The organism is Parasedimentitalea denitrificans, from assembly GCF_011813015.1.
GTDB classification, from domain to species: domain Bacteria; phylum Pseudomonadota; class Alphaproteobacteria; order Rhodobacterales; family Rhodobacteraceae; genus Parasedimentitalea; species Parasedimentitalea denitrificans.
Genome location: NZ_QHLQ01000002.1, coordinates 16,992 through 39,740, shown reverse-complemented (window position 1 = coordinate 39,740; position 22,749 = coordinate 16,992). Strand labels below are relative to the sequence as shown.

Here is a 22,749-nt window from a genome sequence, read left to right as displayed (position 1 = left end):
TACACTAACGTTCAGCGCGTAAGTTCTTTCATGCCATTTTCCAGCCCTGCCAGGGTCATTGGCACCATCTGACCGGCAAAGATCTCGCGCACCATGCCGATCGAGTGGGTATAGTCCCAGTGTTTTTCGGGCAAAGGGTTGATCCATAGGTTTGACGACCACTGCTCGCGTGCGCGTTGCAGCCAGACCTGACCGGCTTCTTTGTTCCAGTGCTCGTTGGCACCACCGGGATAGGCGATTTCATAGGGGCTCATCGAGGCATCGCCGACAAAGATGCATTTGTAGTCGGGGCCATATGTGCGCAGCACTTCGTGGGTGGGGATCTGTGCGTCCCAGCGGCGGCGATTGTCACGCCAGACACCTTCGTACAGGCAGTTGTGGAAGTAATAATATTCCAGATGCTTGAACTCGCTACGTGCCGCAGAAAACAGCTCTTCGACGATCTTGATGTGCGGATCCATTGACCCGCCAACATCCAGAAATAGCAGCACTTTCACGGCGTTGTGGCGCTCGGGTCTGGTCTTTACATCCAGGTAGCCATGTTCCGCGGTCGAGCGGATGGTGTTATCCAGATCCAGTTCTTCATTGGCTCCCTGGCGGACCCAACGCCGCAAACGTTTCAAGGCAACCTTGATGTTGCGGGTGCCAAGTTCCACATCTCCATCCAGGTTCTTGAACTCGCGTTTATCCCAGACTTTGACCGCGCGCTGGTGGCGGCTTTCCTTCTGGCCGATGCGCACGCCTTCGGGGTTATAGCCATAGGCCCCAAAGGGGCTGGTTCCGGCTGTGCCGATCCACTTGTTGCCCCCCTGATGGCGACCTTCCTGTTCCTTCAGGCGCTCTTTCAAGGTTTCCATCAGCTTGTCAAAGCCACCCAGGGCCTCGATCTCGGCGCGCTCTTCCGCTGACATGTGCTTCTCCGCCATTTTGCGGATCCACTCTTCGGGGATGTCGACAGCATCCATCACAGCCTGCGCGGGGATTGCCTCTAACCCTTCGAACGTTGCCGCAAATGCGCGGTCGAACTTGTCAATATTACGCTCGTCCTTGACCATCGAAGAGCGGGCCAGGAAATAGAAGGCTTCGATATCGTAGGTAGACAGACCAGCCTTTAGGCATTCGAGAAACGTAAGATATTCGCGCAGGGATACGGGGACCGCTGCGTTACGAAGGTTCTCAAAGAAGGGCTGGAACATAAGCTTAGACCGCCAAACGATGCACCATTAGGGTGATCAGCATGCCTGCCAAGCCGAGAATAATAGCGTATACGGCAGCATATTGAAGAATGTCGCCAAGGCTCCCGCCGCGCTTTCGGGCGTTGAATGTGCCCAATAAGGCCCCAATAATCAAACCGCCAATTACAAACATCTTTATCCGCCCGCCATAGTATTGGGGCGCAATGCAGCAATGTCATTCATTCTTGCTCGCACGGCCCAGTCAGAGCCAAACCCGTAACGCGCCCACCCCAGGCTGTCCAGCCTGACGGCGCGTGCTTCTTCAATATCACCTGTCAGCGCCAGTGCCTCGGCTTGCAATAACATAAGCGTCGACAGCAGCGAGGCGCTCTCAAACTTTGCTGCGGTCGGGATAGCGGGCCGCAGCAAGGTCTGTGCAGCCCGTCCATTGCCGCGAGAAATCTCATAGGCAGCCATCCGAGCAGAAATATGGGCGCGGTGGAGCTGGGTGCTTGGGGCGTTTCCAAGGTAACTCATGGCAGTTTTGAAGTGTTTTTGAGCTAGGCCCGGCGCAGACCGCTGTACCATTCGACCCAATATGAAGTGGCTAAAGGACCGACGGTGGTCTTTCCAGCCTTGTTGTCGTGCAATCGCCGTGGCCTGCGTGGCAGCCCGCTTGCGAACCTCTGTTGATGCGTTGGGCCCAATTGCGGCCTCTACCGCATTTACCCATTCGCGTGGGGTTTCCTTCAGCGGCCGCGAGGCGTGTGAACCGCCTTTGGGATTGATGCGCCGCAAGATAGAAGGCAGGCGGGCTGCAACTTCGTCTCGGCTCATTCCGGTTTGCAGTTCTGGCGCATATGTGGCGCGCAGGATCGTCATATCAAACCCAGTCAGCACGGTATGAACGTTGTCGTCGTTGAACACAGAATCCGGCAGGCGATACAGGTCGTTGAGCGGCCCGATGGCCTGTGCCAGTTCTTCGTGCATGCAGTCGCGCACTTCTTGTGGACTGACATCATTGGGGATAAAAATCGCCAATCTGGTTCGTTCGCGCAACTGTGACCAATTGGTTTTGGCACGCCGCTTATTGCGGCGGTATTCGGACAATGAGCCAACGTTCGGAACCACAAAACATGCTGCTCTGGGCAGCGCTCTGCGGATCTCAGCGCTGCTGACGGATTCAATCGTGATATGCGCATCGCCACTTGTGACACGGGTAACCCTGATACCTGCCTCGTTTTGCAACCGCGATAACAGGCGACTAAGGTCTGAGTTCAAGGTCTTGGTTGGGCTGCCGGTCACACGTAGGGTTATCGGCTGTTCAAAGCGTGTGAGAATGGGGAGTGAACTTCCACCTTCGAGCTTGAAATGCAGATCAAGAAAATCACGCGCAATGTCCCGGTTCGAACGCTGCGGGGGCACAGGTTGCGGTGCGCCGAATTGTTTGACTGGTGGCAAAGCGCTGTCTGCAATGTGTGCGCGCGTCGGTGGCTGTTCCAGCGGGACGGTGTCACAACCTGCCAACAGAAGCGTCGAGATTATGAGCGCACCCCGAATCATTTGCGTTGATACCGGATAAACGGAGATTGTTTTCCAACCCGGTCATACAGCCTGCGCGCCGTTTGGTTGAAGTCTTGGGTGAGCCAATAGACAGACCCATTGCCCAACTCATCCGCCGCACCATACACCGCTTCGATCAAAGCGCGACCTACGCCAGTGCCTCGAACCGTTGGGTCGGCAAAAAGATCCTGCAGGTAGCAGGTGTTATCCAGCGTCCAGGCATGCCGGTGGAACAGATAGTGGGTCAGGCCAACCAGACGCCCGTCGTGCTCTGCCACAAAACATGAGAAATCCTGTGGGTCCTCGCCAATCAGGCGCCCAAAGGTGCTGTCATAAACCGCATCTGAAACAGTTGTTTCATAGTAGGCCAGATAGTCGCGCCACAACGCTGCCCATTCCGGGCGATCATCGGCGCGAAGAGGGCGGATCAACACTTGTCCAGTCATCTCAGTGGTTTCACTTTCTCAAGAGACGAAATAGCGCGTCACATTCATTTATCGTGCCATTGCACGGGGAGGGGGCAAGCGGGTCAGCGTTTGCCGCGCGCCATAAAGGCCAAGCGTTCAAACAGATGTACGTCCTGTTCGTTTTTTAGCAATGCACCATGCAAACGTGGCAATGCATCCGCACCGTTCCGGGCCAGATCCTCGGGCGACAGATCTTCTGCCAACAACAGCTTCAGCCAGTCCAGAACCTCAGATGTTGAAGGCTTCTTTTTCAATCCGGCGGTTTCACGGATTTCATAGAATTGGGTAAGAGCGGTAGTCAGCAGTGCCTGCTTGATGCCGGGGTGATGAACTTCGACAATCTTCTTCATTGTCTCAGCGTCGGGAAACTGGATGTAGTGAAAGAAGCAGCGGCGCAGAAATGCGTCTGGCAGTTCTTTTTCGTTGTTCGAAGTGATGATGATGATCGGACGATGTTTGGCGCGGATCGTCTCTCCGGTCTCGTAGACGTAGAACTCCATCTTATCGAGCTCTTGCAGCAGATCATTCGGGAACTCAATATCAGCCTTGTCGATCTCGTCGATCAGCAGAACCAGCCTGTCGCCTGATTCAAATGCTTCCCAGAGTTTGCCTTTCTTGATGTAGTTGCGCACGTCATGCACGCGTTCATCACCAAGCTGGCTATCGCGAAGGCGCGACACTGCATCATATTCGTACAGGCCTTGCTGCGCGCGGGTGGTGGATTTGACGTTCCACTCAATCATCCGCATGCCAAGAGAACTGGCGACTTGCCGAGCCAGTTCTGTTTTTCCGGTGCCAGGTTCACCTTTAACAAGCAGCGGCCGTTCGAGTGTGACAGCTGCGTTCACTGCAATTTTCAGGTCGTCGGTTGCAATGTAGTCTTTAGTGCCCTGAAAACGCATATTTTTCCTACCCTGAGTTCGCAGATATCCGCGATGTAAAGCTGTTATGATGCTTTTAACCCAGTACAGTTACTATTGTGTAGTGACAATCTCGGGTGGAGAAGATAAATGCTGCGCCAGAGGGGGAGGCCACATGTTCGGGAGTAGACTATGACCAGCATTGATGGCCAGACCGAAGGAGCCGAAATGAAGCAAGAAGTGTTTCTGCCGGATGACTATCGACCGGCTGAAGATGAACCTTTCATGAATGAAAGGCAGTTGGAGTATTTCCGACGCAAACTATTGAACTGGAAGCAAGATCTACTGGCTGATAGTCGCGACACGATTGAGGCATTGCAGGATAACACCCGCAATATCCCTGACGTCGCTGACCGAGCCAGTGAAGAGACTGATCGTGCACTAGAGCTGCGGACACGTGACCGTCAGCGTAAACTGGTATCCAAGATCGATTCTGCAATCCGTCGCATCGAAGAAGGTGAATACGGTTATTGCAACGTGACTGGGGATCCAATTTCGTTGAAACGTCTGAATGCCCGGCCGATTGCCACGATGAGCCTTGAGGCACAAGAACGCCACGAACGCCGCGAAAAAGTTCATCGCGACGACTGAGTTCAGATCAATTATTTACAAATTAGCGCCGGGGCCTGTTGTCCCGGCGTTTTTCGTTTATGTGGGGATAGGGCATAGACGAAGTTGGGCAGTATGAACCTCAAAGGTCAGAAAATCACGATAATTGGCGGCGGCATTGGTGGGTTGACTGCCGCGCTGGCGCTTCAGCGTAAGGGCGCCGAGGTGACGGTTCTGGAACAGGCCGAAGCGATCTCTGAGGTTGGCGCCGGACTACAGATAACACCAAACGGTGTGGCAGTATTGGCGGCGCTTGGACTGAAGGATGATCTGGCCTGGTGCTCGCAACGAGCTAGGGCGATCTGCTTGCGGCACTACCGTCAAGGCCGACAAGTTGTGCGGTTGGATCTGGATCAATATGCTGCTGGCCAGAATTTCTACTTTGTGCACCGTTCTGATTTAATTGCCCTTCTGGCCGACGAGGTGCGCCGGGCTGGGGTGCAGGTTCGATTGCTGCAAAGGGTGGATCGGGTCGAGGCTGGAATATCCCCGGTGGTGCATTTGTCTAGCGGAGCGCAATGTGGCGGTGATCTGGTGATTGGCGCCGACGGTTTGCACTCGAAAACCAGAAAGGCCTTTAATGATCCGGGGCAGCCGATGTTTACCGGTCAGGTGGCCTGGCGGGCGACTGTGCCGAATGTGTTGAACTTGCCGCCCGAGGCGCAGGTTTTCATGGGGCCCAAAAAGCACTTGGTTGCCTATCCACTACGTGACGGAAATCTCGTTAACTTGGTCGCCGTTCAGGAACGCAGCGCCTGGGCTGACGAGGGCTGGAACCACAGTGATGATCCCAACAATCTTGGGGACGCATTCAAAGAGTTCGGTGGCGTTGCCGGTGGATTGTTGTCCGCGGTCGATGATGTACGCCTTTGGGGGCTTTTCCGTCATCCCGTGGCGCAGAGCTGGTTCAAGGGTCACGTCGCGATCTTGGGGGATGCTGCCCATCCTACACTCCCGTTTATGGCGCAAGGGGCGAATATGGCGCTGGAAGACGCTTGGGTTCTAACTGAGTCTTTGGCTGCTTCCGAAACCATCGAGTCCGGTCTGCAAAACTATCAGAACCAGCGATACAGTCGCACGCTCCGTCTAGTCGAAGCGGCCAACAAGAATGCCTGGAAATATCACCTGCGCGCGCCCCTAGCTTGGCCTGCGCATCAGGTTCTGAAGTTGGGCGGGCGTTTTGCGCCACAAAAAATGGTAAGTCAATTTGATTGGATCTACCGGCATGACGTGACTGCCGGGCCGGTGTGATTGTGCCCATGCCATAGGGTTTAAGCGCAATCGTGTATCTTCATCTTGCCAAATTCAGAGGTCCAGTTCGACCCAGATGGGCACGTGGTCCGATGGTTTTTCACCAGCGCGCACCTGTCTGTCGATTTGGCAGTCTAGCAAAAGGTCCGCAGCCTGAGGGGTTAGCAGGAAGTGGTCGATGCGGATGCCGTCGTCTTTGTTCCAGGCACCGGCCTGATAATCCCAGAACGAATAATGACCTGGCCCCTGATGTCGGGCACGAAATGCCTCGGTAAAGCCTAGGTTGACGATACGCTGATAAGCGGCGCGGCTTTCTGGCCGGTGCAAGGCATCCTCTACCCAGACCTCAGGTCGCTTGGCATCTTCCGCCTGCGGAATGATGTTGTAGTCACCGGCCATAAGGGCAGGGGCGTCGCCTGACATCAACTCGGCCGCGCGGGCCTGCAATCGCTGCATCCAGCGTAACTTATAATCGTATTTGCCACCCGGCACTGGCGTACCGTCTTCCTGAATTTCAACGGGATTTCCGTTTGGCAGGTACAATCCACAGACACGCAGCGCCTGCTTGCCAACCACAGTTGCTTCGATCCAGCGGGCCTGCACGTCATCGTCATCACCAGGTAATCCGCGGGTTACATCTTCTAGCGGTAGCTTAGATAGGATCGCGACACCGTTGAAGCCCTTTTGGCCGTGGGTTTCCACGTTATAGCCCCGGTCCTCGAACAATTCACGGGGGAACGCCTCATCGACAGATTTGACTTCTTGCAGCAGAACCACATCGGGTTGGGCGTCATCCAGCCAGGCAGGAAGAGCCGCGGAGCGGGCTTTGATGCCATTGATATTGAAGCTGGCAATTTTCATCTCGGGTCTCCTGTAAAGGCTTGTTCAGATCTATCGCTTATGTTGGGCGCAGGGGCAAGCGAACGAATCAATTATCGGCACCGAATCGACTTGCTAGTACCTGAGTTGATTTTGATTAATCGCAAAATCAACCTTGGGCTGCATAAAGAAGCTTTGCGTTTTTGCGGAGGCGGCATGTTTTTCGCCTGTCATTTGTGATGTTTTATTGAGTATTTATTTCAGTGGGTTGTGAAATGAAATCACTAAAATTTTGCGTTGAGTTGAATTTAATTGGACCGTGTTAGTCTTTTTTGCACGTTATGAGTGTAGGAATTGACGGCGTTAAGTTAACCAGTTCAAGGAGTTTTCCCATGACCGCCCTTCGCAAAAATGAAGCCTTCGCAACTACACAGACTTCCTGTGCATCCAGCCTTTTTGATGGTGACGGTACCGCGTTGTTTTCCTCTGGCTCCATCGCTGAATTGAGCACAGATATCCTCGACGGAGAGGTGACAGGTTCGTTCTCTTCAGGGGCCGCTCCGGCCTGTGCGTCAGACAGCCTGTCCGGTGACGGCACTCAGTTGTTTTCCTCAGGTTCTGCTCCTGTACGCCTTCAGCTGACCACTTTGGGTGACGGAACGCACATGTTCTCTTCCGGCAGCTAAACAGGCACGCCGCTCCAACAAATGGGGCGCCTTGGTTCACGTGGAATGAAAGGAAGCAGTTTTATGTCAAACGTCATTCCACTCAGGGCGCCACGGCCAACAGTTGGTTTTGATCAGCAATGCACGGCTCTGATCTCTAACTTTTCACAACACCGGCGACAGCAGGGCGATGTGTTCTGGTTAAAGGAAAATGCCGAACTGCTGAATATTCTGGAATGCACCGGGGCCAAGCTAACAGAAGACCAATTTAGGCCCATGATTGGTTTCTATAACCAAATCGAAGATCAGATTAACTTCTTCCAACAGTATTACCGCTTTATTCTATCGATCTGCCTGGATCTTGAGGATCTGGGGTTGTCAGGAAACAAAGCGGAAGATGTAGCCCACTGGGTCGCGCGTGAGGGATTGGCCGAATCTGAATTGTCAGATTTGCAACGTGCCGAGGCGCACCGACTCATGAAACGGCGCGGTATATCCGGTGTGAGCGATCCTGTAGCATTAGAACGCCGTTTGCGGAGCTTTATCAATCGCTTTGAAACCTTTGCGATACCCAATCGCAAGGCGGCCTACGAGCTGACGCATATCGTTTTCTATCTGTCTGAATACGGCCGCATTGACCCCCGATTGGATCAGAAAGCCTTCGTCAGCCTGGAATACGCCGGCTTGCTGGCCTATCTGGATCAGAATTCGGATCTGTTGGCAGAGATCTGCATTGCAATACACTACGCAGGCAAGCTGCCGCCTTCACAATGGCTGGCTTGGCTTCAACAGCAGACCGCTGGGTTTGTCCTGACAGATGTCGAGCAAGGGCAGGGGGGGGGTGCATACCACGATTATTTTGTGTGCAACTGGCTGATGGCGACAATCCAGCGGCCCTATTTTACCCATGTGGTGCAGACAGGGCCAATGCAAGTCAGGCAGAGTGCTGTTCAAGTAGGCCCACTAAGGCAGATGTCGCAGATGTTGTTTGAAATGCATGACCACAGAAGCGCTGATTGGTCGGTGATGCGGAGCCATTTAGAATCCGGCCTAAGCGAAGAGGCGCATGAAGTTTTAAACGCCGCAGAAAACAGTACCCGCAATTTTGAAAGCTTCTTTGAAGGATTTGCGCGTGCTGGTGCGGCCCTGGGGTAGTGGCCGGCAAGTCGTGCAGATCACAGGGTTATTTACATCGAGAACGACGTGCCACAACCGCAACTGGATGTGGCGTTTGGGTTTTCGATGGTGAAACGCGCGCCAATCAGCTCTTCAGTGAAATCAATCACAGCGTTTTCAAGGAATGGCAGCGATACGGCATCTACAACAACCTTCTCGCCCTGGCCCTCTAGCACCAAATCGTCATTTTTGGCGCTGTCCAGTTCAATTTCGTATTGAAACCCGGAACACCCGCCGCCTTCGACGGCGATGCGCAAGGCCTGACCCTGACCGGCTGCGCCGATCTCTGCCAAGCGGGCAAAGGCGCGGTCGGTTACTTTTGGTGGCAGTTGCATTCCCATCTCCACGAAGTTCTGTTGCGGTGCAGGTCATTATATAGAAAGGTAAAGGTCGGGCGACAAGATTTGCAAAGGAAAAGATTTAAGATGCATGCGCCTTATGCCTCAAAGCCAGAGAATACTCGTGGACGATTGGTCGACGAGGACGAGAGCAGTTTTCGTTCGCCTTTCCAACGTGATCGGGACCGGATCATCCATGCCAGCGCCTTTCGGCGGTTAAAACACAAGACGCAGGTATTTGTTGAACATGAAGGCGACAATTACCGCACCCGGCTGACCCACACGATAGAGGTGGCACAGGTCGGGCGGACGATTGCGCGGGTGCTGGGGTTGAACCAGGAGCTGACCGAGGCAGTGGCCTTGGCGCATGATCTTGGCCATACACCATTTGGTCATACGGGTGAGGATGCGTTGCATGACCTGATGGCGCCCTATGGTGGGTTTGACCACAATGCGCAGGCCATCCGCATCGTGACAGCGCTTGAACGGCACTATGCTGAATTCGACGGACTGAACCTGACATGGGAGACACTGGAGGCGATAGCCAAACATAATGGCCCGGTCGTGGGTGAGTTGCCCTATGCGCTGTCTGACTACAACGCCATCCACGATCTTGAATTGCACACTCATGCCAGCGCCGAGGCGCAGGTGGCGGCCTTGGCTGATGACGTTGCTTATAACAATCACGATCTGCATGACGGTTTGCGCGCGGGCCTGTTCACTGACGCCGATATTGCAGAGCTGCCGATGATTGGGCCTGCCTATGCCGAGGTGGACCGTCTGTATCCCGGACTGGACCCAAGTCGGCGTCGACACGAGGCCCTGCGTCGGGTGTTTGGCGTTATGGTCGGGGATGTCATCGACACCTCGCGCGAGCTGATTGCCGAAACCGGTGTGCAAAGCGTCGAGGCCGTGCGCGCGCTGGACCACCCTGTTGTCCAGTTCTCGGACCAAATTTGGACCGAGCTGAAAGAGATCCGGGCGTTTCTGTTTACCCGGATGTACCGGGCTCCGTCAGTTATGGTGAAGCGGTCAGAGGTCAGTAAGGTGGTCGAGGCCTTGTTTCCCTATTACCTGAAAACGCCACTGCAAATGCCAGATCGCTGGCATGCCGAGGTTAACGCTGCCGATAGTGAAGTAGCCCTAGCGCGCGTCGTGTCTGACTATATCGCTGGTATGACTGATCGTTTTGCCCTGCAAGAGCATCAGCGGTTGATCATGGGGCTTGAGGTCAGCAAATAGCGCTGCGGATTCTAATGGTTGGAAATATGGCGGGCCGAAAACTGGCCCTATGACCTCTGCGTATTATTCTCTTTTTTCAGGGGGATCAGCAGAGGGCCTAATATGACAGTTTGGACCGTTATTTTTCAGGATTCTCCTGAAATGACCAAAATTCGCGCCAATAAAACACGGCGGATGGCGCATATCGCCTATGTCCGGGCAAACCCGAGCCTGCAGATTGGCGGTCCTATGGCGATACGCCCAATGCAGGATTTCCCAGGGGCCATTTGGACCGTCGAGGCCGAGACCCATGCCGATGTTGAAAACCTGGTAGTGAAGGATCCGTATTATAGCCCGGCACTGCGTCGGTATCAGATCTCAGTCCCAAAGCAAGATGCCGAACCTAAAAGCGTTCCGCAGGGCTAAAGGGTAAGTCTGAGCAGCCAACTGGTAGGTAGCTTTTCTATCCAATCTGAATTTTCGAAACCCCAGTTTTTTTAAGAGGTTACTATGGTGAGATGGGTTGTGATTTTCAAAGACAGTGAAGCTATGCTGGCCGTTCGGGCAGAGCGGAAGTTGCGAGATGCGCATGTCGCCTTTGCCAGGGCGCATCCTGAGTTGCGGATCGGTGGTGGCTTGAAGCCTGATCCAGACAGCGCATTCTGTGGGGCTATGTGGGTTGTTGAAGTTGCAGACAAGGATGCAGTTGAACGGCTGATATCCGCGGACCCATTCTATTTTCCAGAACATCGAACCTATGAAATCTATGCCTGGGGGAAGATTTTGGAAGACCAGAGTGTCGTTCTATAGGGCTTGCATGGTTGACCCTTGGGCTGGGCGTGATACTCCGCATGACTGAACCAATGGGACGCTAGACATGAACCTGTTTACAGATATTCGCTCGCTTGTGATTGAAAGCCTCGACGCAATGGCGTCAGAGGGTAGCCTTCCCGCAGATCTTGATCTGCGAAATGTTGCAGTCGAGCCTCCTCGAGATGCGGCTCATGGCGACATGGCTACCAATGCAGCGATGGTTCTGGCAAAGCCTGCTAAGAAGAAGCCGCGTGATATTGCAGAAGCTCTGGCTGCCAAGCTGGCAGAAGACGACCGGATTACATCGGCCGAGGTTGCCGGGCCGGGGTTCTTGAACCTGCGTCTGGCAGCGTCGATATGGCAAGGCATTCCGAAAACTGTGCTTGGCGCTGGTCTTGATTTTGGCCGGTCCGACATGGGGCAGGGGCTGAAAGTCAATGTCGAGTATGTCTCGGCCAACCCAACCGGGCCGCTGCACGTGGGCCATACCCGTGGCGCGGTTTTTGGCGATGCTTTGGCCAGCCTGCTGGATTTTGCCGGTTATGACGTGACTCGCGAATACTACATCAACGATGGCGGCGGTCAGGTCGACGTTTTGGCGCGGTCTGTCTACTTGCGTTATCTTGAGGCACACGGCCAAGAGGTTGCCTTCCCCGATGGTACTTATCCCGGCGATTATTTGATCGAGACAGGCAAGGCACTAAAGGACAAGGTGGGCGATGCCTATGTTGACCAGCCCGAGGATGTCTGGCTGCAAGAGGTTCGGACGTTCTCGACCGATGCAATGATGGAGTTGATCCGGGCCGACCTGAAATCACTGGGCGTGGTGATGGACAAGTTCTATTCGGAAAAGTCGCTGTATGGCACAGGTCGGATCGAAGCTGCTATTGGTGAACTGGACGACAAAGGCCTGATCTACGAAGGCGTGTTAGAGCCACCAAAAGGGAAAAAGCCCGAAGATTGGGAGCCACGTGAGCAGACGCTGTTCAAATCCACTGAGCACGGCGATGACGTGGATCGCCCGGTGAAAAAATCTGATGGTGCATGGACCTATTTCGCACCTGACATCGCCTATCATTATGACAAGGTCGATCGGGGCTTTGACATGCTGATCGACGTCTTTGGTGCCGATCACGGTGGCTACGTCAAACGGATGAAGGCGGCGGTTTCGGCGTTGTCCGATGGCAAAGTGCCGCTGGATATCAAACTGACCCAGCTGGTCAAACTGTTCAAGGACGGTGCCGAGTTCAAGATGTCCAAGCGGGCAGGGACTTTTGTCACCCTGCGTGACGTGGTTGAGCTGGTAGGGGCTGACGTCACTCGGTTTGTGATGCTGACCCGTAAGAATGACGCGCCGCTGGACTTTGATTTCTCCAAGGTGCTGGAGCAGTCCAAGGACAATCCGGTTTTCTACGTGCAATATGCAAATGCCCGGATCTGCTCGACCATGCGCAAGGCCGCTGACGAAGGTGTCGCGACTGATGATGCGACACTATCTGGTGCTGACTTGTCGTTGCTCGCGGATGAAGCCCAGATTGCTGTGGCTAAGAAGCTGGCAGAGTGGCCACGTCAGGTCGATATCGCTGCGCGCACCCATGAACCGCACCGCGTGGCTTTCTACCTGTACGATTTGGCATCGGACCTGCACGGGCTGTACCATCTGGGCAAGTCCAATGATAATTTACGGTTTGTTAACACGAGCAGCCAATCGGCAACACATGCAAATTTGGCGCTCGCGCGGGCCGTTTCGATTGTTATTTCTTCCGGTTTAGGTATTCTAGGGGTGAAGCCGGCGCAGGAGATGCGATAGCATAATCGCACACAACGCTGGTCTGAGGCAGTTCTAGAGACCCTAAAAATGCGCAATGACGCATCAAATGGGCAGTGAGGCGGACATGGCGTTTAGCGCGCAAGCTGGCGATAGCCAGGCTTATTCTTTGCAGGGTGCACCCTCTTCTCGGGGTGCGGCCCATGATGGTCAGTATCAATCGCAATACCAGCAATATGATCCACAGGCCTACGGTCAGGCGGATCATCCTGCAGTAAATCAAGGCGCACCGGGTGCTTCGTCTGGTGATTTCACCAAGACATTGGGCTTTCTGGGGGCCGCCGCCTCTTTGGCGTTGGTCGTTGGTATCGGTGTCTGGGGCTACAAGCTGGTGGCACGTGACGTCAGTGGAGTGCCCGTTGTCCGTTCGCTAGAAGGCCCGATGCGGGTTCAGCCCGATAATCCGGGTGGTCAGGCCGCTGTTAATCAAGGCTTGGCGGTCAATGACGTTGCCGCAAATGGCATCGCATCTGATCCAGCTGACAGGTTGACCTTGGCGCCAACCTCTCTCAGCTTGGCTGAGGATGATGTGCCTATGGCCAAGGTGGTCCGTACTGAAACTGTAGTACCCGTTCCAACTCCTGCTGAAACGCGCCCCGCTACTGAAACTACAACGCAGGCCACTGAAATCGACGCACTGGTAGCCTCGCTAACCGAGGGTGCCACGCCGATGGCATCCACACCGGGAGGTGCTGAAACAACCCTCGCGTCAGTTTCGGCTCCCGCTATTGTTCAACCTGCACCAATCCAACCTATTGTGACTGGAACTGCTGTGGTGGCTACACCATCCCCAGCTGTGTTGAACGCACCCGGTGTCAAAGTATCGCTGCGACCGCTGGTACGGCCTGCACGTTTCTCACCCTCGCAAAGTGGCGCTACGTCCTCGCAAGGTCGCTCGACGCTAGAAGTAGATGCTGCGAGCTTGCCTGCTGGCACCCGTCTGGCTCAATTGGGCGCCTATGAAAGCGAAGAAGTCGCTCGGGCAGAGTGGGATCGTATTCATGGCCAGTTTGCTGACTATCTAGATGGTAAGAAACGCGTTATCCAAAAAGCCGAAAGCGGTGGGCGGACATTTTACAGACTGCGGGCCATGGGGTTTGAGGACCTGTCTGGTGCACGTCGTTTCTGTGCAACGCTGGTTGCTGGCAAGGCGGACTGCATTCCTGTGACAACTCGCTGATGCGGTTCGGGGCGACAATACTCGACGCCGAGAGCCTGCGACTGACTGCTGAAGAGATCGCCCTTTTTCGGGATGTGAATCCTTTTGGATTCATTCTGTTTGCCCGAAACATTGACACAGCGGATCAGATCCGCGCCCTGTGCGATGATTTCCGCAATGCAGTCGGACGTGATTGTCCGATCACTATCGACCAAGAAGGCGGCCGGGTCCAACGCCTGCGCCCGCCTTTGGCACGTCAATGGTTGCCGCCTTTGGATCATGTCGAACGAGCAGCGGCTCAGGCCAATCCGTCTGATGCACTGGGTCCTGTCGCGCGTGCGATGTACTTACGCTATCGTCTGATCGCTGACGAGCTACTTGCCTTGGGGATCGACAGCAATTGCGCCCCGATGGTGGATCTTGCGGCTGATGAAACCCATGCCTTTTTGAAAAACCGTTGCTATGGAAGCGATGTCGAGGCTGTTGCCACAATTGGACGCGCAGCAGCGCAGGGATTGCTGGACGGTGGAGTGCTGCCGGTGTTGAAGCATATGCCGGGTCATGGCCGGTCGACCTTGGACAGCCACCTAAGCTTGCCGCATGTCGACACTGATCTGGCCACCCTGCAAGCCACCGATTTCGAGGCGTTCTGCAGGCTGAATGATCTGCCAATGGGGATGACCGCACATCTGGTGTACGAGGATATCGACCCAGTCCCAGCGACAATATCACCGGTCATGATGAACCTTATCCGAGATCAGATCGGCTTTGATGGCCTGATCATGACCGACGATATTTCAATGAAAGCTCTGAAGGGCGCTCCGGCAGATCTGGCGCGGGCTTCGCTTGATGCCGGATGTGATGTGGCGCTGTATTGTAATGGGCCCCTTGCTGATCGCGCAGCCGTTGCACAAGCCGCTGGTGACATGACCGAAGCAGCGCAAATTCGCGCTGAGCGTGCCCTTGCTGCCCGCCAAAAACCTGTTGAACTTGACATTGACGCCGCCGAAGAGGAACTATCTGCCCTAATGGGCGGACTGGTATATGGCTAACGATCTGTTTCAGGAGACTGCGCAATCGGTAGCCGATAGGCTGGCGGCCGAAGCGCTTATTGTGGATGTCGATGGGTTTGAAGGCCCGCTTGATGTTCTGTTGAGCCTATCGCGCACCCAGAAAGTTGACCTTCGCAAGATCTCTGTTCTGGAACTGGCAAGGCAATACCTAAGCTTTGTTGAGCGCGCCAAAGTGCTGCGGATCGAATTGGCGGCTGACTATCTGGTGATGGCGGCTTGGCTGGCATTCCTGAAGTCCAGGCTTTTGCTACCGCCTGAACCTGGTGAAGAAGGGCCTAGCGGCGAAGAGCTGGCTGCACATCTGGCATTCCAGCTGGAACGGTTGCAAGCGATGCGAGACGCTGCCGCCCGATTGATGGCGCAGGATCAACTGGGTCGTGACTTTTTTGCCCGAGGTCAAAGCGAAGACATTACCCGGATCAAGACGGTGACCTACAGTGCTACTTTGCTTGATCTGATGCAGGGGTATGCCCGTATCCGCACCCGCGATGATTTTCGCCCCTTTGTGATGGACCGGGATTCTGTGTTCACAATGGAAGAGGCGCTGGAGCGTATGCGCGGGCTGATTGGGTTTACCGGCAGCTGGACGGACATGCTGAGCTATCTGCCAGATGGATGGCATAGCGACCCGGTAAGACGCCGCTCGGCTACGGCTGCGACCTTTGCAGCGGCCTTGCAGCTGGTTAAAGAGGGTAAACTAGAGCTGCGCCAGTCGGAGACATTTGCTCCGATCCAATTGCGCAGTTGCGACGAGGACCGTTAATGGAAGACCACAGTACAGCTCCTGAAGGCGAAAGCCTGTTTGATGCCCCTTTGATGGCCGAGCAGGAACGCATGGTAGAGGCGGTTCTGTTCGCCAGTGCCACGCCTGTCACCCTGCGGGATCTGGAATCGCGTATGCCTCACGGCTGTAACGCCGCCGAGGCCCTGGCGCATCTTCGCAAGAAATATGAGGGGCGGGGCGTGCAAGTGGTTCGCGTCGGCGATACCTGGGCAATGCGTACCGCACCTGACCTTGGCTTTCTAATGCAGAAAGAAACGGTTGAGACCCGCAAGCTGAGCCGGGCAGCAATCGAGACACTGGCTATTATCGCCTATCACCAACCCGTCACTCGGGCCGAGATCGAGGAAATCCGCGGCGTTTCTGTATCGCGTGGGACCATCGATCAGCTTCTTGAAATGGAATGGATCCGGTTGGGGCGGCGTAAGATGACACCCGGTCGACCGGTGACCTTTGTGGTCACGCCACATTTTCTGGATCATTTCGGTTTGGAAAGTGCTCGTGATTTGCCTGGACTGAAAGAGCTTCGCTCTGCCGGCCTGCTGGAAAATCGCCCGCCGCCTGGTGCCTTGGGGCTAGGGGAGTTGGACGATACCGAGGAAGAGCAGCCAGAGTTGTTCGAGGACTGAACATTAATCAGTAATTCGATGCCTTCAAATCGACCTAATCGCCTGCCATTCTTCAGTGAGTGCTGCAGGGGATGTCGTCATGAACTTAAACTCCATCATCAAAATGGTTGTCAGGCAACTGGTGCGCCGGGCTGTCAATTTTGGCGTTGGTACGGGCATCAATGCGGCCACTCGGGCGGGAAAGAAGCCGAAAGGCCAGAGGACGGCACAGACGGGCCCCGGCCTGGATCGTAAACGGGCCGCTAAACAGGCGCGTCTGATGCGGCGGGGGCCATGGACGTAACACGTCGCAGGCTAAGGGATTCGATGGCCTCGATCAGGCATAGCAGGGCGGAGATCGCCAAGCATCCTGCCAGCCCCCAGATGCCGTAAGCCAGACCGCCCAGAAACGGCACCGCAAAGATGCACAGATAGGTTGCCGTGCTGTACAGCCCCATAATCGCCCCGCGTTGGGCTGGGTCCAGAGCTGTCAGGCGGGCTACCAGCAGGTTCAAACCCAGGTGCTGGAAAACACCCCAGATTACGGCAATCATCAACAGTGCGTGGAACGACCCTGTGGCAGTCGCCATGCAGACGTATACGATGGAAATGATCAGGAACACCGGAGCCTTAGCCCGCGCTAAACCCAGGCGGTCTAACACTGGATCTGCCACCACGGCCAGACCAAAGCCAATCCCGTAAAACAGTGGGATCAGGCCAGCCTTAGTGGTGCTGAGCCCTAGGGCCACGGTGACATGTGCGCCGATAAAGAAATAGGTGATGTAGAAAGCGAGCATCAGCATGACAGTTGCCAATATCCCGCGGGCAATGCCGGGGACTTTTAATGCTGTTAGTGGTGATGTGGCCTGATTCCCGGTTGTGCCCAGCTGGCGTAAGCCGGAACTCAGCAACCACAACAGTGCCGTCCCAAGTGATAGAGCAATGTAAACCGCGCGCCAGCCGAGCAGGTCGGTGATCCAAGCGCCTGCGCTGACGCCTAGAACCAGAGATACAGTCCAACCGGTTAGCACAGCCCCCATCGTTTGTGCCTCGCGTCCTTTTGGGGCGATGGTGACGGCTAATGTATAAATTGATGGCAGGGCAGCCCCGCCTGCCAGCCCGCAAAGCGCCTGCGCGGCAATCAAAGCAAGAAGATTTGGCGCTAGGGCACTGGCGGCAAGTCCTATGGTCAAAAAGACCAGTGCGACCCGCAACAGACGTCCAGCGCCAAATCGGTCCCCAAGAGGAGCCAGTAACAGGGCTGCACCAGCCACTCCCAAGCCATATGCGCTGGCTGCTTGCATCACTTGGGCTGCAGTGACCTGCAAATCGGTGCTGACGGCTGTCACCAGTGGCGAAAGCAAGAGAGAGTTGGCGCCGATGACGCCAATGGCACTCAGAAGAATAAGGATAGATGCCAGCATGGGCTTGCCCTCGAATTAAGTTCAGGCATTATCCGTATTAGCTGAATGCAGTTCTGTGAAGTGAGGAAAGGGCCGATGATGGAAAAAACAAATACCATTCAGAAAAAGTCCGCCACGGGGCGGGGGCTGGATGATCTTGACCGAAAAATATTAGGCGAGATGAGCCAGGATGCCACGCAATCATATGCGCTGATCGGTCGATCGGTCGGTCTATCGCCACCAGCGGTTCATGAACGGGTCAAAAGGCTGCGGGCCTCCGGGGCGATCAAGGCCACCGTGGCACAACTGGATGGGCCTGCCGTTGGCAAGCCGCTACTTGCGTTTATTCACGTAGATACAGTCGGCTGGGGCAAAACAACTGAGATGATGGCGCTTGGGGATTGGCCCGAGGTTGAAGAGATCCACTCAGCCACGGGGGACACCTGCCTGATTCTTAAGGTAAGGGTGGCGTCACCTGTGGCGCTAGAAGGGCTGTTATCTCAGATCTACGACACGAAAGGTGTTCGGGGCACACGTACCTACCTGACCCTGTCAACGCATTTGGAACGCGCTGTTCAGGCAGAGGTTTCGCCGGACCTAGAGGATATGACGGGCATCAAATAGGGCAGAGGCATCTATTCTATAACGATAGTCTGGCGTAGCTCACCGCTGTCAGCGTCCAGAATGAGAATACGATTGTCATCACTGACCACTGCGATCCATCCCTGTCCAAAGGTGACCGCTGCAGGGGTCGTGCCATCAGGTAGAGTGATAGTTTCAGGTAATGTGACACCTTTATCCGACAAGCGGATGACAAGCAGGCTGATAACCACTACAAGCCCGCCAATCATGACCACGGTGAGCGTGGTCACCAGCCGTCGCAGGAATTTCAGCTGTGGTGGTTCTTGGACTTCAGGTTCGGAAGGACGTGTCATGGGCAGCCGCCAAATTGAGTTTGTCATTGCGGAAAACCCGCCTAACCGGCTTGATAAGGCGCTTTCGCGGAATGTGCCAGTCGAAGCGACCCTGTCGCGCACCCGATTGGCCCGATTGATCGCTGAAGGTGCGGTTACGGTTGACGGTGTGGTGGTCGACGACCCCAAGGCTAAGATCGCCGAGGGGGCTGTCATTCTGGTTACGGTAGAAGAGGCCGAAGACAGTCACATCGGCCCTGAAGATATCGCGCTCGATGTGATCTATGAAGATGATGACCTGATTGTGGTTAACAAGCCCGTTGGCATGGTTGTGCATCCGGCACCGGGCACGCCGTCGGGGACGCTGGTCAATGCGTTGTTGCACCACTGCGGTGAAAACCTATCTGGGGTTGGCGGAGTGAAGCGTCCCGGTATCGTGCATCGCATCGACAAGGAAACCAGCGGACTGCTGGTGGTGGCCAAGTCTGATGTCGCGCACCAGGGGCTGGCAAAGCAGTTTGAGAAGCACACGGTCGAGCGTTACTACCGTGCCATCTGTTACGGCGTTCCGGATGCGAATGATCCGCGGCTTCGTGGCATTAAGGGCACCAGCTTTGAACCCGGCAACATTTTGAAACTGACCACCCAGCTGGCGCGGCACAAACATGACCGCCAGAAACAGGCGGTCATGTTCCAAGGCGGGCGCCATGCAGTGACGCGGGCGCGGATTGTCGAACCCTTTGGTAATCCAGGCGTCGTGGCATTGATTGAATGCTGGCTGGAAACTGGTCGCACCCATCAGATCAGGGTGCATATGGCCCACGCGGGCCACGGGCTGGTGGGTGATCCGACTTACGGTGGTAAGCGCAAGCTGGCGGCGAAGTCACTGGCTCCAGCTGCCCATGTCGCTTTGCGTGCCTTCCCACGTCAGGCGTTGCACGCTGCGGTTCTGGGATTTGTGCATCCCGTGTCTGGTGAAACGATGCGGTTTGAGGCGCCCATGCCGGATGACATGGAAGCATTGATGGAGACACTGCGGCAGCCCGCCGCCTAGGTCATTTCTCGGTTCAGTAATGTTCTAACGGTGGTGACTGGCAGATTAGACGGGCACACGGCGGCCCTATTTTTACAGCCAATGTGCGAAAATCATAGATTTAGGCAACTTTTTGCACATCCCTGTGAAGCAGATCACAGACGGGACTTCTCGTGTTAGTATATCAGAAAGACATAGCACCTCTTGAAAGAGAAGAAGTGCTTACCCATATGCTGATATGTTAAGTCCTTATACATTAGGGAGGGGGCACACTACATGGCGAATTATAAGAATCTACCTGCACCAACACCTGAGGGCGGTCTGAACCGCTACATGCAGGAAATCCGTAAGTTTCCGTTGTTGGAGCCGGAAGAGGAATACATGCTGGCCAAGGCATGGGTGGAAAAGGAAGACAGCGGTGCGGCGCACCGTATGGTCACCTCGCACCTGCGTTTGGCGGCCAAGATCGCCATGGGGTACCGCGGCTATGGGTTGCCCCAAGCCGAAGTGATTTCAGAGGCCAATGTTGGCCTGATGCAGGCGGTCAAACGCTTTGATCCTGAAAAGGGATTCCGTCTGGCGACCTATGCGATGTGGTGGATCCGCGCCTCGATCCAGGAATATGTCCTGCGGTCCTGGTCGATGGTGAAGCTGGGTACAACCTCGGCGCAGAAAAAGCTGTTCTTTAATCTGCGCAAGGCCAAGGCCCGTATTGGTGCGCTGGAAGATGGTGACATGCACCCGGACAACGTCAAACGGATCGCGACCGATCTGGGCGTGACCGAGGACGAGGTGATCTCGATGAACCGGCGCATGTCGGGCGGCGATGCATCGCTGAACGCTACGGTTGGCTCCGAAGGCGAAGGCACCATGCAGTGGCAGGATTGGCTGGAAGACGAAGATGCTGATCAGGCCGGTGACTATGAGGCGCGTAACGAGTTGGAAGCGCGTCGCGAGTTGCTAGGTGAAGCGTTGGATGTGTTGAATGATCGTGAGAAAGACATTCTGACCCAGCGTCGTTTGGCTGAAAAGGCCGTAACGCTGGAAGAGCTGAGCGGTCAGTACAGTGTAAGCCGCGAGCGTATTCGTCAGATTGAGGTGCGAGCGTTTGAGAAGTTGCAAACAAAGATGCGTGAGCTTGCACTGGCCAAGGGTATGATGGCAACAGCGTAGCTCAATACCTTGAGTTCAAAATAGTAGAAAAGGCGGTGCGCAAGCGCCGCCTTTTTTGTTTCTGGCACAGAACCGTTAGAAGGCCTGATTTGCTGGTAAAGGAATGCTGGCTGCAGGATGTGGCTGGCATCTGGGAGCGTACTAGCAACTGGCTGGAAACAGGGTGCTTGGCTGAAGTGGCTGGCTGAACTTGTTGGGTTGCTGGCGTATCTAGCTGTCTGGCGCGCCTTGGGGCTGGCCGGATTAGCTTGATGCTCGCGGCCCGTGAGTCTGGCTTGCTGCATGTCCTGTACCTTTACTAGGCGAGTAGCAGAACTGCGTCAATGATATAATGCAATAAAATCAAATAGTTGACTGTATTTGTCGGAAATTGAAAGTGATTGGTTGAGTTGCCTTTACGACAATAGAAATACCGCCCACGAGGTGTGGACGGTGTTTGATATGCCTGAGTTGGCGATGAGCGTTCTATTCTAACCGGTCGCGTAAAACCCGGAGCATGTTTTCGCCAGCAACCTTGCGGATCTGTTGTTCGGTCAGTCCAACATCCATCATCGCCTGTGTCAGTGCGGCCAACTCGGATGTGTCAAACGACGTAGTAACAGACCCGTCGAAGTCCGACCCCAGCGACACCGCGTCTTCACCCACAACCTCGATGGCGACCTTGATTGCCTTGGCCACGCCTGCCGGGCTGTCGTCGCAGATTGCGTCAGCCCAATAGCCAATGCCGATAACGCCGCCTGTGGCCGCGATTTTCTGCATCAGAGCGTCGGGAATATTTCGCTTTGCTTCGCAACTCTTGTGAATGCCAGTGTGCGATACAACCAGCGGCATGTCTGTCATCTCCAGTACATCACGCACCACCTTATGGCTTGAATGGGAGACATCCAGTATCAACCCGCGATCCGCCACTGCCTGGACCACTTCGCGGCCAAAATCAGTCAGTCCATTGTTAGCATCACCATGCAAGGACCCGCCCAGTTCGTTGTCAAAGAAGTGCTGCAACGCGATCATGCGGTATCCGGCGTCCTGTAGGCCTTGCAGATTGTTTATGTCACCTTCTAGCGGATGCGCACCTTCGATGCCCAACAGGCCACCGACAACAGGTACCCCGGCGAGTTTCAGCGCCATTAGAGCATCCAGGTCAGCCTCAGTTCGAATGATGCGCAGACGTCTGTTCGATTTGGCCTGCGCGTCATGTAGTCTTTCCGATTGATACAGCGCCCGCTGATATAGCGACCCCCAGGTGCGAAGTGGCCAAAGCTGCCCGACGGCCAGCAAGGTGATATTGTCGCGCGCGTCGGCTGAGTTGTGGTCATAATTCATCCCGGCAGGTGTTTTTGTCACCGCAGTAAACATCTGCAACGCCACGTTTCCTTCGATCAGGCGCGGGATATCGACCTGCCCATGGGTGCCACGTTCATTTAAGTCGCGGTTCCATAACAGGGTATCTGCGTGCCAATCGCCAATCACCAGGTCTTTGTGCAAGGCGGCAGCCTCAGGCGAGATTGGATAAGGGGCGTGTTCAGTTACGACATTTCGCTCTTTTTCGACATATTCTGGCGCGTAGATGAAAAAGCCCGCCACTGGGATAGCCAATAGGATCAGCAGCCGTCCCAGCCATTTTCCAAACCTGCGCATGTGAATACCCTTTTCCAAATCCATTTTTTCGCTAGCCTAGGGCAGGGCCTGGTGGGCGCAAAGGGGAAAGTCAGAGCAACACCCCATTGTTGAAGCTTGTAACCAAAGTGAAATGTTTGATT

26 protein-coding genes are annotated in these 22,749 nt (G+C 55.1%); 16 read left to right on the top strand and 10 right to left on the bottom strand.

The annotated features are described in order from the left end of the window. Positions 1 to 11: 11 nt before the first annotated feature. The 5 genes from DL239_RS02750 to DL239_RS02730 form a co-directional block, all read right to left on the bottom strand. Positions 12 to 1,196 (bottom strand): vWA domain-containing protein, encoded by a 1,185-nt coding sequence (locus tag DL239_RS02750; protein WP_167682049.1) that lies wholly within the window; start codon positions 1,194 to 1,196, stop codon positions 12 to 14. Positions 1,197 to 1,200: 4 nt separating this feature from the next. Continuing rightward, complete coding sequence (locus DL239_RS02745) at positions 1,201 to 1,368, bottom strand: hypothetical protein (protein WP_167682047.1); 168 nt, start codon at positions 1,366 to 1,368, stop codon at positions 1,201 to 1,203. 2 nt (positions 1,369 to 1,370) lie between these two features. Further along, the gene (locus tag DL239_RS02740; RefSeq protein ID WP_167682045.1) at positions 1,371 to 2,738 is read right to left on the bottom strand and encodes a DUF2927 domain-containing protein; all 1,368 of its coding nucleotides are present in this window, start codon (positions 2,736 to 2,738) and stop codon (positions 1,371 to 1,373) included. After that, positions 2,735 to 3,184 carry a GNAT family N-acetyltransferase gene (locus tag DL239_RS02735; RefSeq protein WP_167682043.1) on the bottom strand — a complete coding sequence of 150 codons (450 nt, stop codon included), beginning with the start codon at positions 3,182 to 3,184 and terminating at the stop codon, positions 2,735 to 2,737. The genes DL239_RS02740 and DL239_RS02735 overlap by 4 nt, the downstream gene beginning before the upstream one ends. An 83-nt stretch (positions 3,185 to 3,267) precedes the next feature. Then, entirely contained in the window at positions 3,268 to 4,107 is an 840-nt protein-coding gene (locus tag DL239_RS02730; RefSeq protein ID WP_167682041.1) for an AAA family ATPase, read from the bottom strand. A gap of 186 nt (positions 4,108 to 4,293) precedes the next feature. On the opposite strand from DL239_RS02730, the gene dksA reads away from it, so the two are divergent. After that, positions 4,294 to 4,716 (top strand): RNA polymerase-binding protein DksA, encoded by a 423-nt coding sequence (gene dksA / locus DL239_RS02725; protein ID WP_167682723.1) that lies wholly within the window; start codon positions 4,294 to 4,296, stop codon positions 4,714 to 4,716. 93 nt (positions 4,717 to 4,809) lie between these two features. After that, positions 4,810 to 5,985, top strand: coding sequence for an FAD-dependent monooxygenase (locus DL239_RS02720; protein WP_167682039.1), 1,176 nt, complete (start codon positions 4,810 to 4,812; stop codon positions 5,983 to 5,985). 54 nt (positions 5,986 to 6,039) lie between these two features. On the opposite strand, the gene xth is transcribed toward DL239_RS02720, so the two are convergent. Further along, the gene (xth, locus tag DL239_RS02715) at positions 6,040 to 6,846 is read right to left on the bottom strand and encodes an exodeoxyribonuclease III (RefSeq protein ID WP_167682037.1); all 807 of its coding nucleotides are present in this window, start codon (positions 6,844 to 6,846) and stop codon (positions 6,040 to 6,042) included. 350 nt (positions 6,847 to 7,196) lie between these two features. On the opposite strand from xth, the gene DL239_RS02710 reads away from it, so the two are divergent. Both DL239_RS02710 and DL239_RS02705 read left to right on the top strand, forming a co-directional pair. Beyond that, positions 7,197 to 7,490, top strand: a complete 294-nt coding sequence (locus tag DL239_RS02710) for a DUF6749 family protein (protein ID WP_167682035.1) — start codon at positions 7,197 to 7,199, stop codon at positions 7,488 to 7,490. A 63-nt stretch (positions 7,491 to 7,553) separates the two neighbouring features. After that, positions 7,554 to 8,624 carry a DUF6902 family protein gene (locus DL239_RS02705; RefSeq protein WP_167682033.1) on the top strand — a complete coding sequence of 357 codons (1,071 nt, stop codon included), beginning with the start codon at positions 7,554 to 7,556 and terminating at the stop codon, positions 8,622 to 8,624. Between the two features lie 32 nt (positions 8,625 to 8,656). On the opposite strand, the gene DL239_RS02700 is transcribed toward DL239_RS02705, so the two are convergent. Then, a complete protein-coding gene (locus DL239_RS02700) occupies positions 8,657 to 8,980 on the bottom strand; it encodes a HesB/IscA family protein (RefSeq protein WP_167682031.1) in 324 nt (107 codons plus the stop codon). A 90-nt stretch (positions 8,981 to 9,070) separates the two neighbouring features. On the opposite strand from DL239_RS02700, the gene DL239_RS02695 reads away from it, so the two are divergent. From DL239_RS02695 to scpB, 8 genes are all read left to right on the top strand, one after another. After that, complete coding sequence (locus tag DL239_RS02695; protein WP_167682030.1) at positions 9,071 to 10,225, top strand: deoxyguanosinetriphosphate triphosphohydrolase; 1,155 nt, start codon at positions 9,071 to 9,073, stop codon at positions 10,223 to 10,225. Between the two features lie 141 nt (positions 10,226 to 10,366). Beyond that, entirely contained in the window at positions 10,367 to 10,630 is a 264-nt protein-coding gene (locus DL239_RS02690; protein ID WP_369410528.1) for a YciI family protein, read from the top strand. 84 nt (positions 10,631 to 10,714) lie between these two features. Beyond that, positions 10,715 to 11,014, top strand: a complete 300-nt coding sequence (locus DL239_RS02685) for a YciI family protein (protein ID WP_167682028.1) — start codon at positions 10,715 to 10,717, stop codon at positions 11,012 to 11,014. A 67-nt stretch (positions 11,015 to 11,081) separates the two neighbouring features. After that, positions 11,082 to 12,827: an arginine--tRNA ligase gene (gene argS / locus DL239_RS02680; RefSeq protein WP_167682026.1), complete on the top strand. Its 1,746-nt coding sequence runs from the start codon at positions 11,082 to 11,084 to the stop codon at positions 12,825 to 12,827. A 55-nt stretch (positions 12,828 to 12,882) separates the two neighbouring features. Next, complete coding sequence (locus DL239_RS02675) at positions 12,883 to 14,025, top strand: SPOR domain-containing protein (protein WP_240931696.1); 1,143 nt, start codon at positions 12,883 to 12,885, stop codon at positions 14,023 to 14,025. Next, complete coding sequence (nagZ, locus tag DL239_RS02670; RefSeq protein ID WP_167682024.1) at positions 14,025 to 15,056, top strand: beta-N-acetylhexosaminidase; 1,032 nt, start codon at positions 14,025 to 14,027, stop codon at positions 15,054 to 15,056. The genes DL239_RS02675 and nagZ overlap by 1 nt, the downstream gene beginning before the upstream one ends. Further along, positions 15,049 to 15,840 (top strand): segregation and condensation protein A, encoded by a 792-nt coding sequence (locus DL239_RS02665; RefSeq protein ID WP_167682022.1) that lies wholly within the window; start codon positions 15,049 to 15,051, stop codon positions 15,838 to 15,840. The genes nagZ and DL239_RS02665 overlap by 8 nt, the downstream gene beginning before the upstream one ends. After that, positions 15,840 to 16,487 carry an SMC-Scp complex subunit ScpB gene (scpB, locus tag DL239_RS02660; protein WP_167682020.1) on the top strand — a complete coding sequence of 216 codons (648 nt, stop codon included), beginning with the start codon at positions 15,840 to 15,842 and terminating at the stop codon, positions 16,485 to 16,487. Before DL239_RS02665 ends, scpB begins: the two co-directional genes overlap by 1 nt. A gap of 242 nt (positions 16,488 to 16,729) precedes the next feature. Here scpB and DL239_RS02655 read toward each other — a convergent pair whose 3' ends face one another. Beyond that, a complete protein-coding gene (locus DL239_RS02655; RefSeq protein ID WP_167682018.1) occupies positions 16,730 to 17,890 on the bottom strand; it encodes an MFS transporter in 1,161 nt (386 codons plus the stop codon). A 75-nt stretch (positions 17,891 to 17,965) separates the two neighbouring features. Here DL239_RS02655 and DL239_RS02650 point away from each other — a divergent pair, with 75 nt between their 5' ends. Beyond that, the gene (locus DL239_RS02650; RefSeq protein ID WP_240931693.1) at positions 17,966 to 18,493 is read left to right on the top strand and encodes an Lrp/AsnC family transcriptional regulator; all 528 of its coding nucleotides are present in this window, start codon (positions 17,966 to 17,968) and stop codon (positions 18,491 to 18,493) included. An 11-nt stretch (positions 18,494 to 18,504) separates the two neighbouring features. Here DL239_RS02650 and DL239_RS02645 read toward each other — a convergent pair whose 3' ends face one another. Then, positions 18,505 to 18,804, bottom strand: coding sequence for a DUF6476 family protein (locus tag DL239_RS02645; RefSeq protein WP_167682016.1), 300 nt, complete (start codon positions 18,802 to 18,804; stop codon positions 18,505 to 18,507). Between DL239_RS02645 and DL239_RS02640 the strand changes: the two genes are divergently transcribed. The 3 genes from DL239_RS02640 (at position 18,803) to DL239_RS21780 (ending at position 21,241) form a co-directional block, all read left to right on the top strand. Further along, positions 18,803 to 19,837 (top strand): RluA family pseudouridine synthase, encoded by a 1,035-nt coding sequence (locus DL239_RS02640; protein WP_167682014.1) that lies wholly within the window; start codon positions 18,803 to 18,805, stop codon positions 19,835 to 19,837. The genes DL239_RS02645 and DL239_RS02640 overlap by 2 nt on opposite strands. Before the next feature lie 255 nt (positions 19,838 to 20,092). Then, entirely contained in the window at positions 20,093 to 20,989 is an 897-nt protein-coding gene (gene rpoH / locus DL239_RS02635; protein WP_167682012.1) for an RNA polymerase sigma factor RpoH, read from the top strand. 117 nt (positions 20,990 to 21,106) lie between these two features. Further along, positions 21,107 to 21,241, top strand: coding sequence for a hypothetical protein (locus DL239_RS21780; RefSeq protein WP_255456221.1), 135 nt, complete (start codon positions 21,107 to 21,109; stop codon positions 21,239 to 21,241). A gap of 213 nt (positions 21,242 to 21,454) precedes the next feature. On the opposite strand, the gene DL239_RS02630 is transcribed toward DL239_RS21780, so the two are convergent. Beyond that, complete coding sequence (locus DL239_RS02630) at positions 21,455 to 22,651, bottom strand: dipeptidase (RefSeq protein ID WP_240931692.1); 1,197 nt, start codon at positions 22,649 to 22,651, stop codon at positions 21,455 to 21,457. Between the last annotated feature and the right edge of the window lie 98 nt (positions 22,652 to 22,749).

What these genes read in the sequence shown, in the direction of transcription:
- DL239_RS02750 (WP_167682049.1), bottom strand. Translation starts at nt 1,196, where the DNA reads ATGTTCCAGCCCTTCTTTGAGAACCTTCGTAACGCAGCGGTCCCCGTA.
- DL239_RS02745 (WP_167682047.1), bottom strand. Translation starts at nt 1,368, where the DNA reads ATGTTTGTAATTGGCGGTTTGATTATTGGGGCCTTATTGGGCACATTC.
- DL239_RS02740 (WP_167682045.1), bottom strand. Translation starts at nt 2,738, where the DNA reads ATGATTCGGGGTGCGCTCATAATCTCGACGCTTCTGTTGGCAGGTTGT.
- DL239_RS02735 (WP_167682043.1), bottom strand. Translation starts at nt 3,184, where the DNA reads ATGACTGGACAAGTGTTGATCCGCCCTCTTCGCGCCGATGATCGCCCG.
- DL239_RS02730 (WP_167682041.1), bottom strand. Translation starts at nt 4,107, where the DNA reads ATGCGTTTTCAGGGCACTAAAGACTACATTGCAACCGACGACCTGAAA.
- dksA (WP_167682723.1), top strand. Translation starts at nt 4,294, where the DNA reads ATGAAGCAAGAAGTGTTTCTGCCGGATGACTATCGACCGGCTGAAGAT.
- DL239_RS02720 (WP_167682039.1), top strand. Translation starts at nt 4,810, where the DNA reads ATGAACCTCAAAGGTCAGAAAATCACGATAATTGGCGGCGGCATTGGT.
- xth (WP_167682037.1), bottom strand. Translation starts at nt 6,846, where the DNA reads ATGAAAATTGCCAGCTTCAATATCAATGGCATCAAAGCCCGCTCCGCG.
- DL239_RS02710 (WP_167682035.1), top strand. Translation starts at nt 7,197, where the DNA reads ATGACCGCCCTTCGCAAAAATGAAGCCTTCGCAACTACACAGACTTCC.
- DL239_RS02705 (WP_167682033.1), top strand. Translation starts at nt 7,554, where the DNA reads ATGTCAAACGTCATTCCACTCAGGGCGCCACGGCCAACAGTTGGTTTT.
- DL239_RS02700 (WP_167682031.1), bottom strand. Translation starts at nt 8,980, where the DNA reads ATGCAACTGCCACCAAAAGTAACCGACCGCGCCTTTGCCCGCTTGGCA.
- DL239_RS02695 (WP_167682030.1), top strand. Translation starts at nt 9,071, where the DNA reads ATGCATGCGCCTTATGCCTCAAAGCCAGAGAATACTCGTGGACGATTG.
- DL239_RS02690 (WP_369410528.1), top strand. Translation starts at nt 10,367, where the DNA reads ATGACCAAAATTCGCGCCAATAAAACACGGCGGATGGCGCATATCGCC.
- DL239_RS02685 (WP_167682028.1), top strand. Translation starts at nt 10,715, where the DNA reads ATGGTGAGATGGGTTGTGATTTTCAAAGACAGTGAAGCTATGCTGGCC.
- argS (WP_167682026.1), top strand. Translation starts at nt 11,082, where the DNA reads ATGAACCTGTTTACAGATATTCGCTCGCTTGTGATTGAAAGCCTCGAC.
- DL239_RS02675 (WP_240931696.1), top strand. Translation starts at nt 12,883, where the DNA reads ATGACGCATCAAATGGGCAGTGAGGCGGACATGGCGTTTAGCGCGCAA.
- nagZ (WP_167682024.1), top strand. Translation starts at nt 14,025, where the DNA reads ATGCGGTTCGGGGCGACAATACTCGACGCCGAGAGCCTGCGACTGACT.
- DL239_RS02665 (WP_167682022.1), top strand. Translation starts at nt 15,049, where the DNA reads ATGGCTAACGATCTGTTTCAGGAGACTGCGCAATCGGTAGCCGATAGG.
- scpB (WP_167682020.1), top strand. Translation starts at nt 15,840, where the DNA reads ATGGAAGACCACAGTACAGCTCCTGAAGGCGAAAGCCTGTTTGATGCC.
- DL239_RS02655 (WP_167682018.1), bottom strand. Translation starts at nt 17,890, where the DNA reads ATGCTGGCATCTATCCTTATTCTTCTGAGTGCCATTGGCGTCATCGGC.
- DL239_RS02650 (WP_240931693.1), top strand. Translation starts at nt 17,966, where the DNA reads ATGATGGAAAAAACAAATACCATTCAGAAAAAGTCCGCCACGGGGCGG.
- DL239_RS02640 (WP_167682014.1), top strand. Translation starts at nt 18,803, where the DNA reads ATGGGCAGCCGCCAAATTGAGTTTGTCATTGCGGAAAACCCGCCTAAC.
- DL239_RS02645 (WP_167682016.1), bottom strand. Translation starts at nt 18,804, where the DNA reads ATGACACGTCCTTCCGAACCTGAAGTCCAAGAACCACCACAGCTGAAA.
- rpoH (WP_167682012.1), top strand. Translation starts at nt 20,093, where the DNA reads ATGGCGAATTATAAGAATCTACCTGCACCAACACCTGAGGGCGGTCTG.
- DL239_RS21780 (WP_255456221.1), top strand. Translation starts at nt 21,107, where the DNA reads ATGTGGCTGGCATCTGGGAGCGTACTAGCAACTGGCTGGAAACAGGGT.
- DL239_RS02630 (WP_240931692.1), bottom strand. Translation starts at nt 22,651, where the DNA reads ATGGATTTGGAAAAGGGTATTCACATGCGCAGGTTTGGAAAATGGCTG.